At 68.3% G+C, this 21394-nt stretch carries 10 protein-coding genes and 2 pseudogenes; 5 read left to right on the top strand and 7 right to left on the bottom strand.

The window, feature by feature from the left end:
- Positions 1–45: 45 nt before the first annotated feature.
- The 4 genes from OG782_RS03060 to OG782_RS03045 form a co-directional block, all read right to left on the bottom strand.
- Positions 46–1476, bottom strand: coding sequence for a hypothetical protein (locus OG782_RS03060; RefSeq protein ID WP_406447836.1), 1431 nt, complete (start codon positions 1474–1476; stop codon positions 46–48).
- 281 nt (positions 1477–1757) lie between these two features.
- Positions 1758–3728, bottom strand: coding sequence for a right-handed parallel beta-helix repeat-containing protein (locus OG782_RS03055; protein ID WP_406447835.1), 1971 nt, complete (start codon positions 3726–3728; stop codon positions 1758–1760).
- Positions 3729–3950: 222 nt separating this feature from the next.
- Positions 3951–5954 carry a hypothetical protein gene (locus OG782_RS03050; protein WP_406447834.1) on the bottom strand — a complete coding sequence of 668 codons (2004 nt, stop codon included), beginning with the start codon at positions 5952–5954 and terminating at the stop codon, positions 3951–3953.
- Between the two features lie 524 nt (positions 5955–6478).
- Positions 6479–9706: a glycosyl hydrolase family 95 catalytic domain-containing protein gene (locus tag OG782_RS03045; RefSeq protein ID WP_406447833.1), complete on the bottom strand. Its 3228-nt coding sequence runs from the start codon at positions 9704–9706 to the stop codon at positions 6479–6481.
- An 881-nt stretch (positions 9707–10587) separates the two neighbouring features.
- Here OG782_RS03045 and OG782_RS03040 point away from each other — a divergent pair.
- Positions 10588–13188, top strand: coding sequence for an RICIN domain-containing protein (locus OG782_RS03040; protein ID WP_406447832.1), 2601 nt, complete (start codon positions 10588–10590; stop codon positions 13186–13188).
- 227 nt (positions 13189–13415) lie between these two features.
- Here the strand turns inward: OG782_RS03040 and OG782_RS03035 are convergent.
- Positions 13416–13713: pseudogene (locus tag OG782_RS03035) on the bottom strand (transposase); the annotation flags it as partial.
- Positions 13714–14157: 444 nt separating this feature from the next.
- Here OG782_RS03035 and OG782_RS03030 point away from each other — a divergent pair.
- Positions 14158–16893 (top strand): SpoIIE family protein phosphatase, encoded by a 2736-nt coding sequence (locus tag OG782_RS03030; RefSeq protein ID WP_406447831.1) that lies wholly within the window; start codon positions 14158–14160, stop codon positions 16891–16893.
- Between the two features lie 39 nt (positions 16894–16932).
- Here OG782_RS03030 and OG782_RS03025 read toward each other — a convergent pair whose 3' ends face one another.
- Positions 16933–18006, bottom strand: a complete 1074-nt coding sequence (locus OG782_RS03025) for a DUF3533 domain-containing protein (RefSeq protein WP_406447830.1) — start codon at positions 18004–18006, stop codon at positions 16933–16935.
- 614 nt (positions 18007–18620) lie between these two features.
- On the opposite strand from OG782_RS03025, the gene OG782_RS03020 reads away from it, so the two are divergent.
- From OG782_RS03020 to OG782_RS03010, 3 genes and pseudogenes are all read left to right on the top strand, one after another.
- Positions 18621–19178, top strand: a complete 558-nt coding sequence (locus tag OG782_RS03020; RefSeq protein ID WP_406447829.1) for an SMI1/KNR4 family protein — start codon at positions 18621–18623, stop codon at positions 19176–19178.
- Between the two features lie 4 nt (positions 19179–19182).
- Positions 19183–19400, top strand: a pseudogene (locus tag OG782_RS03015) (transposase); the annotation flags it as partial.
- A gap of 41 nt (positions 19401–19441) precedes the next feature.
- Positions 19442–19633: a hypothetical protein gene (locus OG782_RS03010; protein WP_406459469.1), complete on the top strand. Its 192-nt coding sequence runs from the start codon at positions 19442–19444 to the stop codon at positions 19631–19633.
- A gap of 234 nt (positions 19634–19867) precedes the next feature.
- Here OG782_RS03010 and OG782_RS03005 read toward each other — a convergent pair whose 3' ends face one another.
- Positions 19868–21283: an MFS transporter gene (locus OG782_RS03005; protein ID WP_406447828.1), complete on the bottom strand. Its 1416-nt coding sequence runs from the start codon at positions 21281–21283 to the stop codon at positions 19868–19870.
- Positions 21284–21394: the final 111 nt, after the last annotated feature.

The raw sequence follows: 21394 nt of genomic DNA, 5'->3' as shown, positions 1-21394 counted from the left end.
CGCCGCCCACCGTCTTCTGCGGCCGTTCCCTCACACGTAGCTTGCTCAGCGCCGGGTGCGCACGAGGCGTGACCGGCCGATCATGAAGGCGCCGGCACCGGCGCCGACCAGTACGAGCCCGAGGACGCCGATCGAGAGATCGGTACCCGACGAGGCGAGGTTGGGCGTCGAAGCTTCAGTCGTTGTGTCGGTCGGTTTCTCGGCCGCCGCATCAGCGGCGGGTGCGGGGGCTGCGGTGGCGGCGTCGGCCGGGTCGCCCGCGTCGCCGTGGGCGGGGGTGTCCTCGTCGAGACCGGCGACCGCCGGTGCGGGCGCCCGGAGCGGTTCTTCGCCGTCGGCCGTGGCTCCGATCCGCAGCGTCGCCTGCCCGCCATCGTTACTGACGATCTCGATGCGCAGGCCGGCCTCGGTGGTCTCGAACGTCTCACCGGCCGACCAGTACAGGTTGCGCACGCCGTCGCTGCCGGCAGCGGTGGGCACGACCATGGTCGAGGTCCCCTTGCCGACGTAGCGCAGGATGCGCACGCCGTAGCCGCGTCGAAGCTTCGCTCCCTCTGCTTCGGTGATGCGTCCGTCCGGGTCTTCGATGCCCTTGTCGCGGTCGACCGGTTGGCTCAGTTCGACGTAGAACGTGCGCCCAGTGGTCGGATCTGTCGCCTGGACAGCGACGAGGCCCGACTCGTTGTCGCGCGAGCGGATCGTCACCTTCTGGTTGACGCCGGCACCCTTGACCACCTCGTAGCGATCCGCAGGGAGCCAGCCCAACCGGATGCGGTTCGGGCTGGAGAGCGGTTTGAACATCCACGAGCGCGTTGCCCCCTGAACGTCCCACGCGTCGCCGTACTCCGAGCCCTTGCATGTGCCCTTCTCGCCCCAGTCAGCCGTCAGCGAGCCGTCGACGATGCCATCGGGGCAGACGAGCACGCCGGCGTGACCGAAGCCGAGGTTGTGCCCGAGTTCGTGGGCGTAGGTGCCACCGCTCCCGAGACCGGGTACGTAGATGGCCCCGCCGCTGTCGGGACCGCTGGTCACCGAGCCCGTGGCGGAGCCGCCGGTGCAGTTGCCGACTGCCACGATCAGGTGCTTACGAGGACCGCCGGTGAAGCCGACGGCCTTTGACACCTCGCTACGGGCGTGCCCACGATCGCCGTCGCACGTCCCGAGACCGGGCACCCAACGCGTGGCCTCGATCGAGAACTCGACGTTCCCGTCGGACTCGTCGCTCCACAACTCCGCCGCAGCGCTCACGCTCTTCTTGACCTCGGCGATATACGCCGTGCCGTTGTCGTTCGGCTGTGGCAGCGCCGGATCGGTCGTGACCGCAATCGTGATCGGATGCTTCTTCTCAGCCGCCACAGCCCCGGAGGCGCCGAGAGAGGTAATCGCGAGACCGGCCGACGACGCAATCACGAACGCCGTCAGCGTTGCACGGCGGGCCCCCGTGCGTGCGGGGGGTATGGGGGAAGTTCTGGACACAGAAGCTCCTATCAGACACGTGTGGCGCCGGAATCTCCCCGACTCCCGAATGGATGACGAAGTGTCACAGCTTGGGGTGAAACTCCGGAGATGACCGCAGGGGACCCCGGTAGGAGGCTGCCCCTGAACTGGAGATGGGCGGTGGCGAGGCGGCCGCCTCACCGCTGGAACACGGCCCCACTCCAGGTCCCGCCGGTCGGGAAGTCCGCCGGATCCCGTATCCCCACGCGGGAAGGCCGCTGCCGGCCGGGTGGGAGCCGGTGCCCGATGGCTTCACTCAGTCAGAGTGCGCGAAGGGCCATGCCGTCGCAGACCGCTGTGCCGGGCTGCTCCCGGTAGCAGAAGACCGTTGCCGTACTGCCGGATGGGCCGGTGGTGAACTCCACTGAGGCGAGCGTCCATTCGATGCCCGAGACCAAGACGGAAGTGGCGACTCCTCCGAAGCCCTTGGCGCCCAGAGCTGTGGACCCGCCGTCGTTCCTGATCCAGGCCGAGAGGACGTAGCGTGTGGCGGGGCGCAGGCCCGTCACGTACTGTTCCGCCGTGGCGAAGCCGTCGGCGGGTGCGGTGAGCCGCGCCGCCCCTGTTCCTTCGTGGGCCTCGGCGACGGATGCCGCGTTGCGTGTCGCCCAACCCGTGAGGCCGTTCTCGAAGCCGCCGTTGGAGAGCAGCGGGGGGAGCGGTGGAGCCTCCACCGGACTGGGACGCGCGCCTTCGACACCTGGCCCGTTGTAGGCGCCGATACTGGGGGTCGTGCCGGGAAGGACTGGGTTTCCGGAGAAGTCGCGGTCGCCGATGTCGGGGATTGCGGCGCCGGCACCCAGTGCGGGGGAGTCCACGTGCAGTTCGTACGCCGTGCCCGCGTCTGCGATCCCCGTGGCCGTGCCCCGGCCTGTCAGCAGCGGATCGGATGTGCCTCCACCCGGATTCGCGGGCGCGCCCGTGACGTTGTGCAGCACGTTGTCCGACACCGTCACCCCGCCGGAGCGCAGGGTGAATGTCGCCGTGCCTGCTCCTTCCTTCACGACCACGTTGTTGCGGAACGCGATGTCGTGCCGTTGGGCGGTGTTCTCGTTCACGACGGTCTGGGAGACGCCGGGGGCGATGTAGATCGTGTTGTTGAGGAAGCGCACGTCGTCGAAGGACCCGGAGCAGGTTTCTATGCCCCGGAACCGGTCGTTCTGGCTGATGTTGTAGCGGATCACCGCGTCGCCGAGAGTGCCGCCCGCAGTGCAGACGAGGAAGAAGCCGCCGGCGTTGTCGTGGCTGTAGTTGTACTGGAACACCGTGCCGAAGGAACCCTCGTCCACGTCGTACGCCATACCGTCTCGAGTCGTCTCACCGCCGGAAACGTCGTTGTACTGGAAGACGGTGTGGTCGGCGTTCCACGGCCAGATACCGGCGTTGTATCCGGCAGAGCGCCGCTGGAAGCCGCGGACAGTGTTCCGCTCCACCAGAGCGCCGTCCGTGGCGGTCATGACGATGCCGTCGCCGCCCAGGTCCTCCAGGGTGTTGCCGCGGACGACGACACGGGTGGCGGCCAGCCACCGGGGGCCGGTCGGGTCGTAGTCGGTGATCGCGGGCCGGTTGTTCCAGCTGGACGCGAAGTAGATGCCCTCCCGGTCCACGGTCCGCAGGGTGTTGCCCTCCACGCGGACGTCGTCGAACCGCGTCTCCACCTTGGAGCCGGTGACGGAGAAGAGGATGCCCGCCGAGCCGCCGGTGTGCTTCGTGTCGTCGCCGAGCACGTCGTGTATGTCGAGATCCGTCAACCGGTAGTGCGTGCCGGTGCCGTAGTCGTCGAGCAGAACGTGGACACCGCGTTTGTTGTGGGCGGGGTTCCCCGCGTTGGTGATCTCCAGGCCGGAGACCTCCACCCACTCGGTGTTGTGGAGCAGGACGGTGTCCGGGGCTCCGGCACCGTCGATCACCGGCTTGGCCCCCTCGCCGTATGCGCCGATGACGAGCGGATGGCCGGGCCGCCCGGCGCCCTGCGGAGTCAGCGTGCCCGTACACCGTGAGCCGCGAGCGAACAGAAGCCGGTCACCGGCGCCGAGGGAGAGGGAGTTGACCTGATCCAGAGTGTGCCACGGGTGGGCGGGTGACCCGTTCGCCGGCCCGTCGGTCGACCGGCAGTCGACGTGATGAACCCTGCGGCCCTCACCGCCCGCCGCGGCGGCGGCCGACGAGGCCCCGGCCACCAGCATGAGGGAACACATGAAGGCCAGGCCATGCCTCAGAAGGTGTCTCATGAGCGCTCGATTCTCTCGCGGTGAAGTGGCCAGTACGTACGGGCTCGCGACGTATTCCCGGCCGCAGCGGGATTCCCCGTCGCTGCCCGTCGGAGGCGTCGTGACGGTGGGCGCCACGCCGGGGATGGCTTCGAAATGGGGAGATCCGTCGGCAGCAGCCAAGGCCTCGATGGTGACACCGGCTGAGTCGGCCGATGCCGTGGTGGGGCAGATGAGTCAGTTCTAGGTGCTCAGCACCACGTACTCCCACTGGCCCAGGGGCTGTTCGAGGATGACACCGCCATCTCTCCAGCCCACGGGAATGCGAGTGCCGCGCGCGGTGACCTGGACTGCCGTAGCCGGCTCCGGCATGCCGACAGGGAGCCGGACCCGGATGTCGTCCGCCTCATCCGGAGACGCGTTCCAGATGACCACGCACCAAGTGCGCTCATCTGTGAGTGCTTGTGTCACCAACCAGGGATGGCCCGTGGCTCGTGCATGGGACGCGTCGGAGATCCAGTCGAGGACGGCACTGAGCTGGACAGCTCGCTGCGGGTTCATCCGTACGTGGTCCGCCGTGTGCGCGGGCCACGGGACGACCGCGATGCGGCCGCCGAGGTCGTTGTTGTGGAGGATCAGGCCGGGGCCCGTCACACGCCCGAGCTGATCGTGCACGACGCTTGCCACGCGTGCCTCCGGAAGGTGTTCCACGTGTGTGAGATCCGCGCGGTCGTAGCTCTCCACGTCGAGGGAGATCAGGCATCCCTGCCGCAACGAGAACTCCGGGTCCGTGCACACCTCGCGGACGTACCCCTCGGGCGCGGGGCGGACAGAGGTCACACCGATCAAGGGGCCGTAACCCCGTTCGAAGAGGATGCGCGCGGCCACGGAATCCAGCAGGAGTCCGCCGCTCAGCCACTCGCGCAGTTCGGCGTCGTCGAAGGCCCAGGCGGTGTCCCCGGACAGGGCGTTGACCCTGGCGCCGCCGCGACCGGTCACCGCATGGCCGGTGGCGCCGAGCAGGCCGGCCCATCCGGCCTGCTCCACGACGAGCGACTGCCAGCGAGCCGTCTCGGTGTGGACCCGCCGGCCGGTCGCCTGTGACCATGGAAGGCCGATACCGACGGTCCGCAAGGACTTGGGGAACGTCTTGGAGAGCCAGTCGAACGTGTCGCGCCACTGGGCGAGGAAGTGCGCCCGGCGCGGTTCGTCGTCCGGGTGGTTGCCGAGGAAGTCGTACAGGCTGATCGCCAGCCCGTCACAGCCGAGCACATGGGCCAGCGACATCTGCGCGGCGGTCTGCCGGAACGACTTGTTCCACTGCCCGTACGGCCAGCACTCGATCTCCGGAAGGATGCGGACCGCGTCCGGCTGCACCGAGCGCTGCATGTCGAACTGAATTGAAGCGTAAGGCAGTTCAGTGCCTCCCGTGTCTGAGTAGGCCCAGAAGTGCGGGCGGTGCAGACCGGGCAGTTCGAGCCACGCCGACCAGTCGCGCCCTTCGGCGGCGTGCTGATCGATGCGCGAGGACATCAGGCCCAGCCGGTCACCCAGGATGTCGCGCCAGGACGTGAGCAGCTCGCGCTGCGTCGCATCCCAGAAGTCCAGCCACCGACCACGCCATGCGTGGGGTTCGCCCGGTGCGGTACAGGCGGCGACCAGCTCCTCCCGGGTGGTGGCGATACCGGTGCGGCGCGTGAACTCGGCCAGGTGCAGTTCGCAGAAGCAGCCCCCCCAGTCCAGAGGCCGGTGGTTGTGCAGCCGGATGTCGTCCTCGATCCACACCGCGTCCACGTCCTCGGCTGCGTAGCGGCGCAGCGTCTCGGCGTAGTACGCGCGCCATGCAGGGTCCAGAGGGCACACCTGGGCGGCGGCGGTCATCCCGGACTGGTCGGTCATCCGTTGCCATGCCTGGTCCGGAGCCAACGAGCGGGCCCAGTCGCTGTGGCCGACGGTGTGGCCGGGGTTGAGGCTCACCGCGATGCCCTCGGCACGGAGCATGGTGCGCCAGGGACGCGTGGCGGTCAACCAGTGGTCGATCCGGTCGAGGCTGTCGTGACCGTCGTTGTATTCCATGCCGAAGAGGAACACGCAGATCTCCTCGGCGCGCGCACTGCGCGCCATGGCAAGCAGCCGGTCTCCGACTCCGGCCGGGTCGGCGTCGGGATCCACCTGTAGGCGCAGGACATAGCGGGAGGTCACCTGTTCGGACTTTCGGTCGTCGGGCACCGGCCGTGAAGCGGGCATGGAGTGACGCAGTAAGGAGCCTGGCGATATAGCAGCTAGGCTGTCAAGTGCCCATCGCGGGTGGGGTGGCGGCTGTGCCCGTAGCGCCGCACGATCGAGGCCGCGGCTTCGGGTGGGGGTGCGATGGCACAGGAGTGGGCAGGGGCGGTTGACCGATCGAGTGGTACTCACGCGAAGGCGCGGGCATTCGCCTCGTTCGGCCTGGACCAGGGCGCAGGCACCGTGAGCTCCGGCGGTCTGGAACAGAGCAGCGCGCGTGTGACCTTCCACCTGGTGGACGTCACCGACAGCAGCGCAGTCGAGGCGTCGTGGTCGCCTCCTCGACCGTCCTTCCCACCAGGCAACCGCACCCGGCCGGTGTCGATTTCGCACAACGGACTCAAGAGAGAGTGCGCCAGAGGCCGAGGCCGTGAGTGGCGCTCGCCGGCAGGCAGGTCCACTCCGTTCATCGGATGGCAGGCCCTGAGTCCGTGGATGCCGGACGGCGTCCACGGACACAGGGCCTGGCCATGAGGGCGTCGGGGTCAGTTGCCGCGGCGGGTTTTCACCGGCTTGACCCAGACCACCTTGTTGTTGACGCGGACGGCAACCTTGTCCCGGTTGTGCGCCCGGTCGGCCACGATGGTGAAGTCCGTGACACGCCCGCTCCGCCAGGTGCAGCTGACCTCGTAGCCGCCGCGGGCCCGCAGACCCGAGAACGAGCCGTCGGCCCAGTCCTTCGGGAGCGCCGGCAGGAGGTGAATGACCTTCTCGTGGCTCTGCAGCAGCATTTCGGCGATCGCGCCGGTGATGCCGAAGTTGCCGTCCATCTGGAACGGAGGGATCTTGCAGAACAGGTTCGCCCCCGTGTTGTACCGCAGGAGACCCCGGACCATGTACCGCGCGCGCTCGCCGTCTCCGAGACGCGCGAACAGCGCGGCCCGCCAGGGCCAGGTCCACGATCCCCGGCTGTCACCGGTGACGGTGGCCTCGCTGAACGGGACGCCTTCCTTCTCGCCGCACCGCGCCTTGAGCGAGACGAGCGCTGCTGCCGCGAGTTCGGGCGACGTGTCGGGCGTGATCTGACGGCCCGGATACACCCCGAACAAGTGAGAGGTGTGGCGGTGGATGTCATTCGGGTCGTCGCGGTCGGTCTGCCATTCCTGGAGCTGGCCCCACCGGCCGATCTTGTTGGGTGCGAGCCGCTTCTGCATGGTGGCGACGGTGGCCTGGTAGTCGGGGTCGACGTCGAGCACCGCCGCGGAGTCGAGGTAGTTGCCGAAGAGGTCCCAGATGATCTGCTGGTCGTACATCACCCCGTCCTCGCGTGGACCGTGTTCGGGTGACCACCCGTTGGGGGACACGAGCTGACCGGCCGCGTTCTCGACGAGCCGGTCCTCCCAGAACTGGCAGATCTCCTTGATCATCGGATAGGCGACGTCGCGCAGGTACGTGAGGTCCTGGGTGAAGGCCCAGTGCTCGTACAGGTGCTGCGCGTACCAGGCGCTGGCAACGGTGTTCCATTCCCAGGCGTTTCCTCCGAAGACGCTCTGGCTCGTGCGGGCCGTCCAGCCTCGGGTTTCGGCGCCGAACGCGTTCCGGGTCGCCACGCGGCTGGGCACCGCCACCTGGCGCACGAACTCGACAAGTGCCTCGTGGCTCTCGCTGAGGTTCGTCGTCTCCGCGCCCCAGTAGTTCATCTGGACGTTGATGTTCGTGTGATAGTCCGATGCCCACGGCGGCTGGTTGCTGTCGTTCCAGAGCCCTTGGAGGTTCGCGGGCAGGCCGCCCGGTCTCGATGAGCTGTGGAGCAGGTAGCGGCCGAGGACGAACATGCTCTGCTCGAGTCCGGGGTCGGACTTGCCGGCTCCGTAACGGGCAAGCCGCGCGTCTGTCGGGAGTGCGGCGGTTCCGTCATCGGTGCGCCCCCAGTTCACGGAGACACGCGAGGCCACCGCGCCGGCCTCGGCGAGTTGTGCTTTGCGCAGCGCCTTGTAGGACCGTCGGGACGCGGTGGCGAGGGCTGCCGTGATGGCGGGCTGGGGGTCCGGCCCGCGCCACTTCGCGGCGGCGTCAAGTCTGTAGTCGGTGCGTGCATCGAGGAGCAGGGTCATGCGTGTCGCCGACCGAACCCGCAGTTGGGAACCCGCGGCGGTCACGGAACCGTCGGTGTCGGTCACCTGGAGGACGGCGGCATGCTTGAGGCCGTTGCCCATGGTGCCGCCGAATCGGACGGTCCCCGCTGCGGCATCGACCGATGCGGGCGCGTCCTGTGCGGAGGTGAGTGCGATGTCGCAGTCGAGTGCGCCGGCGCGGTCGGCCTCGTAGCGCAGGACGAGCAGGTCGGCTGACCGGCTGGCGAAGGCCTCTCGCAGGACCTTCTGTCCGGGGGACCCGAACCGGGTGGTGTGGATTCCGGACTCGGGGTCGAGTGCACGGTGATACTCGATGACCGGGCCCAGTTGCGCTGTGTCGAGCTCGGTTCCGGTGAGACGGACATCGGCGACGCGCACGGCTTTGGACCCGGACTTCGGGCGTAGCGTCAGACGGTAGCGGGTGAAAGCCCCGGGCTTGCCGATGGTGAACTGCCGACGCTCACCGCGCTGGAGTGCAGGCTGGAGGGCGCGCTCGTCGAGGGGGGTCCAGTCCAGACCGTTGGCGGAACCCTCGAGGGTCAGCGAACCGGGATCCTCTTGCGGGGTGTCAGGCGCAGCCGTCACGCTGTAGCCGGTGACCGTCGCAGCTGATTCGAGGTCGCCTTGCCACACTGCTCCGCCGGTTGCGTCGGCCGCTCTCCACACCGTGGAGCCGTTCCCGTCCATGCTCCGAGAGATGTCGTGCCCGCGTCCGGAGCCGTCGGCGTGGCCGGAGGGTGAGGAGACGTACAGGAGGTGCCGGCCGCCGAGGTCGACCCCGGCAAGGGCGATCTCGGCCACCTGGAAGTGGCTCACTCCTGGGCGGGGCGTGAAGACGAAGCGGTAGAACGTATGGGCCGCACTGTTGGAGCAAGTGAACTCCCTGGTCTGGTTGCGGCTGTCGAAGGGGCCGGGAAGCGACCGGGTGTCGAGTGTGGTCCATGCGGTTCCGTCCGCCGAGCCCTGGAAAGTCCAGTTCTGAGGGTCCCGGTCAGGGACGTCTTCGGCGCTCGTGAGCCGGTAGGCCGACACTGCGGCAGGTGCGGTGAGGGCGGCCTGCCAGATGACCTCCTTTGGCGGGGCTTCGATGCACCATTTCGTCCGCGGGTCGCCGTCGACTGCATTTCCCAAGCCCTGGTTCGGGGCAGTCTGGTAGGGACCACCGGGAGAGGTGACCTCCGGCCGGGCACCGAAGGAGAGCAGGACGTCACCAAAGGCACGATAGGACCCGAAGCCGGTCATGCTCGTGTCGAAGGCACCGTCCCCCTGGCCGGCGAGCGCGTTGTCGTAGTCGTTGACTCCGCCCCACAGACTCTGCTCGTTGAACTGGATCCGTTCGTGGTCGGGCCGGCCGAAGAGCATGGCGCCGAGCCGGCCGTTGCCGATTGGCAGCGCCTGGGACTGCCAGTCCGTGGCGGGGAGCCGGTACCAGAGGGAGTGGCGGGCGAGCTCGGGGGGCCGCACCGCCTTCGTCGCAACCGGTCGGGAGCCGCCCGATGCCGCGGACGCCGAGGTCGGATTGGCGACCAGAGGGGTCAGGGCCAATGCGCCACCGTACGCCGCGGCGCGCAGGACGCCACGGCGCGACATGCCGTCTTTGCCCTCGGAGGGAGGCTGGACAGGGAAAGGGGAGGACATGGCCGTGCGGCTCCTTCTTCGAGGGTGAGGACTGTGCAGAAGTGCACCGGCACGGACGGATCATGTCAATGATTTTGACCAACTTCCCTATAGGATTTACGCTCGCCTCCAGCGAGTCATGCACGTGACCCTTCAGGGGTCGCTCGACCTGGCGGCTCGGCCGATTCCGTCATCGCTTCAATGTGTAGCCCACTTCCTGTGGTTCGAAGCGCCTAGCGATGGAGATTCAGCCTCGTTCCCCTGTCGTGCCGACGGGCCGCGGCGGCGGACTGCTCTGCGGGGCTTGACGAGGTGCCGCTCGTAGCCCACTATCTCCTCATCGGTTTCCTATTTGATTTCGGAGTCGAGGTAGGTATCTCGGGACCAGAGCTGATCTCCCGTCGTGGGTTCGTCGGCCGCAGGGCCGGCGGAGGTCTTCACGGTGCTTGCCGTAGGGCCTGAACGGCCTCACCGTCGAAGGAGCCAACACCTTCCGGCGGAACGTAGCCCAGGGCGCCCTCCTCGCCACCGCCGTCGTCATCCAGCAACGTCGCAACGGCGAAGACCCTGTCGGGCTGCCCCAGTGACGCGCAGTCGCAGCTTTGGCCTCGGACGGGCAAGGCCCCGCCCTCACGCCAGCCACGTCCTGTGGCGTGACGCCCACCCGCCTCCGCGTGGACCGCTTCCGTCGGTGCGGAGGGCGGGACGGGTGCCGATGAAGCAGCTTCACGTCGCGGTCCCCGACGGCCGCTTCCATGAAGGCGCAGTCCCGTCAGGCTGGCTGCATACGCGCTCCATTGTCATGATCACGACTGTTACTCTCATTGGAGATCTTCGTGCAGACCCATTTCATGTCGCCGGACAGCGACGTTCCACCAGTACCCGCCTGCACCAGATCACTCTTGTCCAGGAAGGGCGTTCGCGGCCGGGCGTGGATGGCGCTCCTGGCCGCCACCGTAGGCGCCTTGCTCGCCGCACCGCTGCACGCACAAGCCCAGTCCACCGAGACAGTCGTCGATGTCACGACGTTCGGTGCCGACCCCACAGGCAAGCACGACAGCGCCGTAGCCGTGGCGAAGGCCCTGCGCCAGGCGAAGACTGTGAAGGGGCCGGTGCGAGTACTGTTCCCGCGCGGGACCTACCAGATTTATCCGGAGCAGGCCGAGACGAGGGAGCTGTACCTCTCCAATACCGTCGGTGCCGACCAGAGATTCCGGGACAAGCGGATCGGTATCCTCGTCGAGGACATGCGTGACGTCACGATCGACGGCGGTGGTTCGCATCTGCAGTTCCACGGGCTGATGACCACGTTTGCGGCCATCCGCTCCCAGAACGTGTCCGTCCGCGATTTCAGCTTCGACGTCACCGCCCCCAAGGTCGTCGATGCCGCCGTCAGCGAGACGGGCGTGTCGGACGGCCGCGGGTACCGGGTGTTGAGCGTCCCGCCCGGCAACGGCTTCACCGTGGCGAACAACCAGGTGACATGGCTGGGGGAGAAGAGCCCGGCGACCGGTGAGCGTTATTGGTCCGGTGTCAACGGCATGCGCTACACACAGGTTCACGACCCGGCGGCGAAGCGCACCTGGCGCGGCGCCAATCCGCTGTTCACCAATGTCGCCTCGATGACGGATCTTGGAGGCAACAAGCTGCGCATCGACTACTCGACCGGAGCGGAGCCGGCCGACCGAGGCCTCGTCTATCAGATGCGTGAGGACACCCGGGACACCGCTTCCGCGTTCTTCTGGGAGTCGAAGGACGTCGTCGTACGGGGCCTGAAGGCCCGTTACCTGCATGGATTTGGCTTCCTCGGACAGATGAGCGAGAACATCACCCTCGAGGGAAACGAGTTCCGCACCGACCCAGCCACTGGGCGCAGCACGGTTGGTTTCGCGGACTTCGTACAGATGTCCGGCGTCAAGGGTGCGGTGAACATCAGGAACAACATCTTCGACGGCGCCCACGACGACGCGATCAACATCCACGGCACCTACGTCGAGGTCACCGGCCGCCCCACGGACAAGGCGCTCACTCTCACATACAAGCACCCCCAGAGCGCCGGGTTCCCCCAGTTCTATCCCGGCGACAGCGTGGAGATCGTGGACAAGCGGACCATGGCGCCGGTCCCCGGTATCACCGCCAAGGTCGTCTCGGTCGACGGGCCGACGGGCCGGGACCACGACAAGTCGCTAACCACCATGACGGTCACCTTCGACCAGGCCATCCCCGCCTCGGTCACCGCCGGGAACTTCGTGGTGGAGAACACCACCTACACACCCACGGTCGACATCAGCGGCAACACCTTCGTCAACATCCCTACCCGCGGCATCCTGGTAACCACCCGCAAGCCCGTCGTCATCAAGAACAATGTGTTTGACGGCAATCAGATGGCCAGCATCTTCATCTCCTCCGACGCGTACCAGTGGTACGAGTCCGGTCCCGTCCAGGACGTCCTGATCAGCAACAACACGTTCCTGCGCCCCGTGAGCCCGGTGATCTTCATCGAGCCCACCAACCAAGTCCTCGACGCCACCCAGCCTGTGCACCGCAACATCCGCATCCAGGACAACGACTTCAGGATCGGCAACGTCCGGCTCCTCGACGCCAAGAGCGTCAGCGGCATCACCTTCGAACGCAATGACGTCTTCCGCCTCGACCGCAACACCGCCTTCACCGCCCACGCCGACCACACCTGCGTCGCCCTGGGTGGCACCACCGACGTCCGTGCGGCCACCAGCACGTCGCCCTACTCCACGGCCCTGTTCTCCTACCGCGGATCGTCCGGTGCTGTCATCAAGGACAACAACTTCGACAACGGACTGAACCTCCGCGCCGACCTCGACTCCACCGACCTCGCACAGGTCACCACCGACGAGATCACCACTAACGGCGCGGACAAGATCCTGCCCCTGCTGCCCTCGGTCACCTACACGAGCAGCAACCCGGCTGTCGCCACCGTCGACCAGAACGGCAAGGTCACGGCCAAGGCCGCCGGCACCACCACCATCACGCCCGTCACAACCAGCCAGCACGGACCGACCAACGGCACACCCGCCACGATCGAGGTCGACTGCCCGGTGGTGCCGGTTCCGACCGGCTACCGACAGGTGACCGTTGCCGGAACCGGCGACGTGATCGACGTGAGCAATGGCAGCCTGGCCGACCATGCTCCGGTCATCCGCTGGCCGAGCGGCAACGGATCGAACCAGCGCTTCGAGTTCAAGTCACTCGGAGACGGTTACGTGCGCATCGTCAACCAGAACAGCGGCAAGGACCTGGTCGTGAGCGACGCGTCCCAGACCGCCGGAGCAAAGATCATCCAGCACTCCTACGCCCCCGGTACGTACACCAACGACGAGTGGATCCTGGAAGACGCCGGTAACGGCCGCGTGCGCATCGCCAACCGCTACAGCGGGCTCTATCTCACCGCGGGCGCTACCCAGGGCAGCCAGTTCGAACAACGGCCCATGGATGGCGGCAACAGTCAGACCTTCACCATCTCGTAGCGCACCAGTAGCACGTCGTTGCCTGACCTGCGAGTTTCGCGACGCAGTCGCGGTGTAATGGCCATGAGGTACTCGAGGGGCGGTCTCACGGAGACCGTCCCTCGAACGTTGGGTCGCTCAGACGGCGGCCGCCGTCATGGCGAGGAGCCGCTTCGCCACGACGCCATAGTGTCGTGCTGTCCAGGACTGAGCTTGCTCCGCTATGACGGACACCATTGGTGTGATGGTCAGGCTGCGAGTGCGGTCTCGTACTCGGCGGGGCTGAGGTAGCCGAGGCTGCTGTGCAGTCGGTGCAAGTTGTACCAGCCCTCGATGAAATCAAAGATCGCGGTGCGGGCTGCGGCCCGGCTGGGCCAGGCGGAGGTGCCGAGCAGTTCGCGTTTGATGGTCGAGAAGAACGACTCGGCGAGCGCGTTGTCCCAGCACTGACCGGTGCGGCCGACTGACAGCCGGACCCCGAAATCGGCCGCCAGGGCGGCGAATTGCCGGCTGGTGTACTGGCAGCCGCGGGTCCGAGTGGAAGATCACGGGATGGGTGGGGCGACGCTGCCAGCAGGCGGCTTTCCGTCCAGTGTGTTGTGGTGCGGCAGTTTCGACAGTCGCAGGCCCTGGGGCTGGTGGCCAGTGCCATCGGCGGACAGCGGCCACGACCACAGAAGGGCGACGGTGCCGTTGCAGTGCCGCCGGCGACGTCGAGGCGCTCACCAGCGCCTTGAAGGTGCAGTTACGGGCGAAATCCGATGGCCTGGAGCGGACGTTCTTGACCGGCCAGGGCCAAAGCCCCGTGTGCAGGCAGCCGCGCCCACCCACCAACGGGCGGGGCCGGGCAACAACTGTCCACGGCTTTGTCCGGGCCCTCCCGCCCGCCGTCGGTACTGCCAGTGGACCGTGGGCTCCCTCGTGTGAGGTCGTGCTGTGTACCGGCGCGGCCAGCCGCTCTGCGGACCCGTCCTCGATGATGCTGAGTCAATGGGTGAGCATGAGCATCAGAGGCGGTCCCGAACCTGGCGTCCTCGCCGGTTCCCCAACTTGGTCCCTCGGAGTGTCGCGGGACAGGTGTTCCTGCTGCAGGTGGTCGTGGCGATCGTGCTCGTCGCCGCTACTCTGCTGGTGCTCGTTGTCCAGTCCCAGCAGCACGCCGCTCAAGAGGCGCGGGACAGGTCGCTGGCCGTGGCCGTGGCGTTCCGGGACGCACCCGGCACCGCCACGGCAATGCAGTCGGAACACCCCACCCTGGTGCTGCAACCCAGTTCGGAGAAGATGCGCAAGGACGCCGACGTCGGCTACGTCGTCGCGTTCGACCCGAAGGGCATCCGCTGGTCGCATCCCGACCCGAGCCGCATCGGCGGCCATGTCACCGGTGACTTCGAGCCCGCGCTCACGGGCAAGCCCTTCCAGGAAACGTTCGACAGCGCGCTCGGGCGAGCCGTTGACACGACGGTCGCTGTCTTCGACGACAAGGGCCGTGTGGTCGGACTGATCTCGGTGGGGATCTATGTCAAGAGCGTGAACGAGATGGTCGCGCACCAGCTGCCGGTCCTCCTCTCGGTCGCAGGCGGGGCACTCCTGCTGGCCGCGGCCGGCTTGGCGGTCGTGAGTAGACGGCTGCGCCGCCAGACCCGTGGACTGGGGCCCGCCGAGATGACACGGATGTACGAGCATCACGACGCGGTCCTGCACTCGGTACGAGAAGGTGTTCTCATCATCGACGACCGCGGCGTCCTCACGCTGGCCAACGACGAGGCACGACGCCTGCTCGACCTGCCGCGCGACGCCGAGCAGCGCGAGGTGACCGACCTGGGCCTGGCCGCGGACACCACGGAGCTCTTGGCCTCGGGCAGGACGGCCAGCGACGAGGTCCACGCCACCGGAGACAGGCTGCTCGTCGTCAACCTCCGTACCGTCGACGGCGGAGTGGGCCCGAGGGGCAGCGTGGTCACCCTGCGCGACACGACCGAGCTGCGTGAGCTGGCGGGCCGGGTCGAAGAGGCACGTTCGCGGCTGGAACTGCTCTTCGACGCCGGAACGCACATCGGTACTTCCCTCGACGTGGTGCGCACCGCCGAGGAACTGGCGGCCGTGGTGGTGCCTCGGTTCGCCGACTTCGTCACCGTGGAGCTGCTGGATCCCGTACTGCGCGGAGAGGAACCCAGAGGAGCCGTCACCGGCATGCGCCGCACGGCGATCGCCGGAATCCGCGACGATCATCCCCTTTTCCCGGTGGGGGAGATGCTGCAGTTCCCTCCCGGCAGTCCTGAGGCGCTCGGTGTGACCGGCGGGCGGGCCGTCCTGGCGGCCGACCTCTCGGCCTCCGATGGCTGGGCCGCCCAGGACCCGACACGGGCGCGTGCGGTCCTGGACTACGGCATCCACTCCCTGGTCTCCGCACCGTTGCAGGCACGCGGTGTGGTGCTGGGCAGCGTCGACTTCTGGCGCAAGGCCAAGGGCCCGTTCGAACCGGAGGACCTGTCGGTCGCCGATGAACTGGCAGCCCGAGCAGCTGTGGCCATCGACAACGCGCGCCGTTTCACCCGTGAGCACGCCATGGCGGTCACCCTTCAGCGCAGTCTGCTGCCGCGTGTCCTGCCTGTGCACTCCGCTCTGGAGGTGGCCCATCGCTACCTCCCGGCTCAGCCGGGCGTAGGCGGGGACTGGTACGACGTCATCCCACTGTCCGGAGCCCGGGTCGCACTGGTGGTCGGCGATGTAGTAGGACACGGCCTGCATGCCGCCGCCACCATGGGGCGGCTGCGCACCGCCGTGCACAATTTCTCCGCCCTGGACCTGTCCCCGGACGAACTCCTCGCCCACCTCGACGACCTCGTCGGCCGCCTCGACATGGAGGGAGCGAGCGACGTCGAAGTCTCCGGGGCCACTTGCCTCTACGCCATCTACGACCCGGCTGCCGGGCACTGCTCCGTTGCCAGGGCCGGCCATCCGGGCCCAGCCCTGGTTCTTCCGGACGGCACCGTCACCTTCCCGGAGATTCCCGGGTCCCCGCCTCTCGGAATCAGCGAAGGCCTGCCGGTGGAGACCACCGATCTGGTGCTGCCCGAGGGGAGCAGTTTGGTCCTGTTCACCGACGGCCTGATTGAGCGGCGAGGCCGCGATATCGACGTCGGAATGGAGCTCCTGCGCACCACGTTGGAGCGGCCAGGTTCCCTCAGCCCGGAGGCCACCTGCCAAGCGGTCCTCGATGCGCTGCTGCCTGCCAGGCAAACAGACGATGTGGCCCTGCTCATCGCCCGAACCCGCCTCCTGGACCCGGGCCGCGTCGCCGACTGGGACGTCTCCGACGACCCGACGGCTGTCTCCGGAATCCGCGCGGAGGCCGCCCGCGTGGTGAACGGGTGGGGTTTGGAGGACGCCGCGTACACGACGGAACTCATCGTCAGTGAACTCGTCACCAATGCGATCCGTTACGGGGCCCCGCCGATCCGGCTCCGGCTGCTGCACAACGACGACACCCTGATCTGCGAAGTGGCCGACGGTGGCAGCACCGCCCCACACGTGCGTCGGGCTGCCAGCACGGACGAGGGCGGGCGCGGCCTGTTCATCATCGCCCGGCTGGTGCACCGGTGGGGTACCCGCTACACCGCACGTGGCAAGGTCATCTGGGCCGAGCAGTCGCTCGGCGCCGGAGTGCCGGACAGCAGTCTCGACGGCGAGGCCCTGCTCGACGAGTGGGGCGACGACGAGTGGTGAGCGCTCACGAGCCGGGGCGCTGTGCCGGTGACTCCCGGCTCAGGAACGGCGACCGGCCCGCCCCGCCGGAGCGCGAGCCCGCGACCCGAGGACTCCGCACAGCAGGGCCACCGCCGCGCCGCCGGCCGCCCAGGCGGAAAGCGTCCACAACGGACCGGCGGCGCCGTTGCCACGGAAATAGCCGATCGAGCGGGCGGCCTCCAAGCCTGCGCCGGGCGGCAGCGACGGGCCGAGCGTTCGCCAGAGAGCCGGCAGCAGCTCGGTGGGGTACACCCCACCCGCACTCGGCATGCCGAGGACGATCACGAGCAGGAGTACCAGACCGATTCCCAGCACTCCAGCCAATTCGTACAGCGCGAGTGTGAGCGCTCCGACCGCGAGAACCAGCAGGGACCCGAGCCCCCACAGCGCCCAGAAGTTTCCCGGTACCGCGTTCAGAAGGGGCCCGGCGACGAGTGCACCGAGTAGCCCGGCAAGGACTGAGTACATCAGCAGCACACCCATGTAAACCGGAGTGCGGCGCGGTCCTGCCGGCCGGCAGCCGGCCCCGAATGCCGGCACCAACGCGCACAGGATGCCGCCCGCACACCAGCCCACGACGAGCGAGAAGGAGGAGAGGGAACGTGGGTCGCCCGATGCAATCGGGACCATGTCCTGGACGCGGACAGTGCGCCCGTGGAGCTTCTCGGCCGCGACGACGTGCGAGGCGAGTTGCCCGGCGAGCACGGGGCCCGCCCCGCCGGCGACCAGCAACAGGTCGGCGCTGCCGCGTGGGGCAAGGACGAGCGCGCCGTCCACCTCGCGACTGCGGATCTGTTTGCGTGCCGCGGCCTCGTCGGCCACCCGGCGCGGATCGACCGGCTCGCCGGGGAGGAGTGCGAGCCGGTAGAACGCGTCGTCGGCCATCCGCGTTGTGGGGCCCGTGACGGCCAGTGGAATGCGGTGCGCGGTGTGATCGCGGAATGCGCCGATGCACGACAGCACAAAGGCGGTCTGCAGCACCAGCACCCCGAGGACCAGTAGCGCCGATCGCCCGCTCATATTGCCTCCGATGCCGCGGAGACCGACGGACGAGTGCCCCCCGAGATCGCCGCCCGGGCTCTGCGCTGCCATACGGCCACCTTCGGCGCAAGCCGGTGCCGCTGCAGCCGGGGCGGTCCGAATGGCTGATCACACGAGGGAGAAGCTCATGCGAACAAACGGCTATGCCGACCGCAGACGCTGGCAGGCGGTGTCCACGGTTCAGGGGGAAGCCGCCCTACCCAGGCAGAACGGGCCAGGCAGCGCCAAACGTCAAAGCCACCCCCCGCTGTTGTTCCTCGTCGGCCGAGTCCGTCCCGCCGTAGGTGGCACGTCCGTGTCCTTATCAGCCCTTGCGTCCTGAACGCTGTTCCAGACACTCACTTGCGACTTCCGCGAGGTAGGGAGTCCCAGGTGCACGGGCGGCCCAGATGCGGGCGAGGAGTCGTCGATCTGCCGGATCTTGGACTCCGCCCCGGTGAGGCTTACCTGGAGCCCCTCGATCTCGCCGAGCCAGCCTTGTTGTTCTGCCTCCGTGATGCGGGCGATGAGGTTGTCGCGGATCTCGACGAGGCGCTCACGCTGGGCGGGGTCCGGACGCAGAAGAGAGCAGTGGACGCAAGCTTCTCTGAACATCCTGTCGCCCACCAGTCCGCCCGGCGGTCCTGACCGTCGACGTGTCAGTGGGCTCTGACAGCATCACGGCCATGACCGATATTGATGACCTTGTGCAACGTGTTGCCACCCGGGCCGCATCGGACAGTAAGGACCTTCCCGAGCCTGTCGACGAAGCCCAGATCGCGGAGGCCGAGGGGCAACTGGGCATCGCGCTGCATCCCCTACTTGCGCGCCTGTATCGCGAGGTCGCTGACGGCGGCTTCGGCCCTGACTATCGACTGTTGCCACTGCTTGGTTCGGGCTCCAGCGTCGTTGGCGAATACCTGACGCGACGTGAGGCGTCCGTTGGAGTGGAGCACCCGGAGTGGCCCGAAGGCGTCGTACCGATCCTGACCTGGGGCTGTGCCATGTACGCAGGCGTTGATTGTCTCAGTGAGGACGGTCAGGTCCTGCTCTTCGAGCCGAACCCGTATAGCGGCGGATCGTGGGAGCAGTGTTGGTTCCTCGACTCCGCCAGCCTCGCAGCGTGGCTGGAGACATGGCTCGCGGGGACGGGCTGGTTCGAGGAGGACGCCTTCGACAGGGACGACGTGGTCGAGCCTCAGCCATGGGCCCAGGCCGTGAGCCGGCTGTCCTCCGGTGCATAGCGAGGTGGATCGGCCTTGGTGGCCGTGTCCGCGTCAGAAGTGCAGCGTTGTTCGGGCATGGGGACTTCGCCGTGGAGCGTGTCGGATGACCTGTGGGAGCGGATGGAACCGCTGCTGCCACGCAAGGAACGCCGGTTTCGGCACCCGGGACGGAAGCCGTTGCCGGACCGACAGGTGTTGTGCGGCATCCTCTTCGTGCTGCACACGGGCATCCAAGCTGAGGAGTGGGCGAAGCGTGCGGCTTCGTGGTGTGCCATCAGCCATTGCAGATGCTCGAGGTGTCTGCCGCGGCGCTTGCGTGGCGGGGTGACGACCTGACCGTAGGTTTGCGCCGCGCGGCCCTGGTATCCGGCGTCGGCAAGGATCTGCAGGTCAATGGTGTCAGCGAGCAAGTCGACCAGGCCGGCATCGCGGGCCTGCGTGATGTCGGCGACGGTGGGCGGCGATCCGCGTAAGCAGGCGCTGCGCCCGCGCCAGGTTGCCTTCGTCCAGGTCCACCTCGAGTTCACCCCACTCGATGAGATGGACTTCCGGTCAGGCGGTATGCAGAACAAGCTGGTCTCGCAGGCGGCCGTGCTCGCCGAACTCATGTGCGGCCGCCGCCTGCTCCAGCGGCACCCGCTGAAGCTCGGTCCGCACCGTTCCGGTGGCGAGGAGATGTGCGGCCCTGCCGTGACACACCGCCCGGCCTACGCCTCCGCACCCCGGCGCCCGTCCCGCGGCAGCGTCAGCGTCGCGCCAGCCGTCAGTACGAGCCCGGCCGCCGCGATCAGCATGCTCCACCGCATGCCGGCCAGGAACGTGTCCGACCCTGCCAGCAGCGCCCCGAAGACCGCCACCGCGATCGCTCCGCCGACCTGGCGGCCGGTGTTGAGCACGGCGGACGCCGTGCCTGCCCGGTCTGCGGGTACCGCGTCGAGCAGCATGGCGGTCAGCGCCGGCACCGTCAGCGCCCCGCCGAGGCCGACCGGCACCATCAGCGCCGCCACCACCCACACACTGGTGTGCGGGCCGACGGTGAGCAGGGCCAGCAGTCCGGCTGTCCCCATCAGTTGTCCCGCCATCATCGGCACCCGCGGGCCGAACAGCGAGGCCAGTTTCGCTGAGGCCAGGTTCACCACGGCGACCAGTGCCGTCATCGGAATGAACATCAGGCCCGCGTACAGGGCGGACTGCCCGCGCTCCTGCTGCAGATACAGGCTGAAGATGAACACCCCGCCGTAGTAGGCGGCGTTGAGCATGAATCCGACCACCAAGGACACCGCCACCACCCGCGAGCGGAACAGCGGCAGCGGGAGCATCGGGTGTGCGCCCTCGGCCTGAGCGGCGAGGAAGGCCGCTGCAGCGGCCGCGGCCACCAGCAGCGATACCACCACGAGCGGCCGGCTGAAGCCCTTGTCGCCACCCTCGATCACGCCGTACGTCAGCGCGCCCATTGCGACAACCGCCGTCAGCTGCCCGACCACGTCCAGTCGCGCGGGCAGCCGTGGGGAGGCGGGCACGCGGGTGAGCAGGGCGAGCGCCAGCAGGCCCGCCGGGAGATTGACGAAGAAGATCCACCGCCAGCCCACGGTCGCGGTGAGCGCCCCGCCGAGTACCGGCCCGGCCGCCACCGCGACCGCGCCGCCCACGGTCCAGATGGCGATCGCCCGGGCCCGCTTCGCCTGGTCGGGAAAGCCCTGCCGGACCAGCGCCAGGGACGCCGGCATCATCACCGCCGCCGCGCCCCCCTGCACCAGCCGCGCCGCCACCAGCCCGCCGAGACTGGGCGCCAGCCCGCATGCGGCCGAGGCCAGCCCGAAGAGCACGAGGCCGCCGCCATACGCCTGCCGGGCCCCGATGCGGTCGGACAGTGCGCCCGCGGAGAGCATCAGGGCGGCGAAGATCAGCGTGTATCCGTCCACCACCCACTGCAGGCCGGACATGCCGCCGCCAAGGCTGCGGCCGATGTCGGGCAACGCGACGGTGACGATCAACGCGTCCAGCGAGATGAGGAAGAAGCCCAGCAGGGCGGCACCGAGCACCGTGGAGGATCCGCCCCGGGCCGCCTCCGGAGCCGAGCCCGTGGTGCGGGCGGCCGGGGAGGACTTGAGCAGCGATTTCATCAGAACACTCCTGAGACGTTCTTGAACGTATGCGACCGAGACTGGAAGCCAGGGAGCGACCACGGACAGACCGGCCTGCAGCGGGGAGCCACGTGCCGGGTGCGACAGGGC

The organism is Streptomyces sp. NBC_00876 (assembly GCF_045207435.1).
Taxonomy (GTDB): Bacteria; Actinomycetota; Actinomycetes; order Streptomycetales; family Streptomycetaceae; genus Streptomyces.
This window is presented reverse-complemented; position numbering and strand designations above follow the sequence as displayed.

What these genes read in the sequence shown, in the direction of transcription:
- OG782_RS03050 (WP_406447834.1), bottom strand. Translation starts at nt 5,954, where the DNA reads ATGCCCGCTTCACGGCCGGTGCCCGACGACCGAAAGTCCGAACAGGTG.
- OG782_RS03025 (WP_406447830.1), bottom strand. Translation starts at nt 18,006, where the DNA reads ATGGCAGCGCAGAGCCCGGGCGGCGATCTCGGGGGGCACTCGTCCGTC.
- OG782_RS03045 (WP_406447833.1), bottom strand. Translation starts at nt 9,706, where the DNA reads ATGTCCTCCCCTTTCCCTGTCCAGCCTCCCTCCGAGGGCAAAGACGGC.
- OG782_RS03005 (WP_406447828.1), bottom strand. Translation starts at nt 21,283, where the DNA reads ATGAAATCGCTGCTCAAGTCCTCCCCGGCCGCCCGCACCACGGGCTCG.
- OG782_RS03020 (WP_406447829.1), top strand. Translation starts at nt 18,621, where the DNA reads ATGACCGATATTGATGACCTTGTGCAACGTGTTGCCACCCGGGCCGCA.
- OG782_RS03030 (WP_406447831.1), top strand. Translation starts at nt 14,158, where the DNA reads ATGGGTGAGCATGAGCATCAGAGGCGGTCCCGAACCTGGCGTCCTCGC.
- OG782_RS03055 (WP_406447835.1), bottom strand. Translation starts at nt 3,728, where the DNA reads ATGAGACACCTTCTGAGGCATGGCCTGGCCTTCATGTGTTCCCTCATG.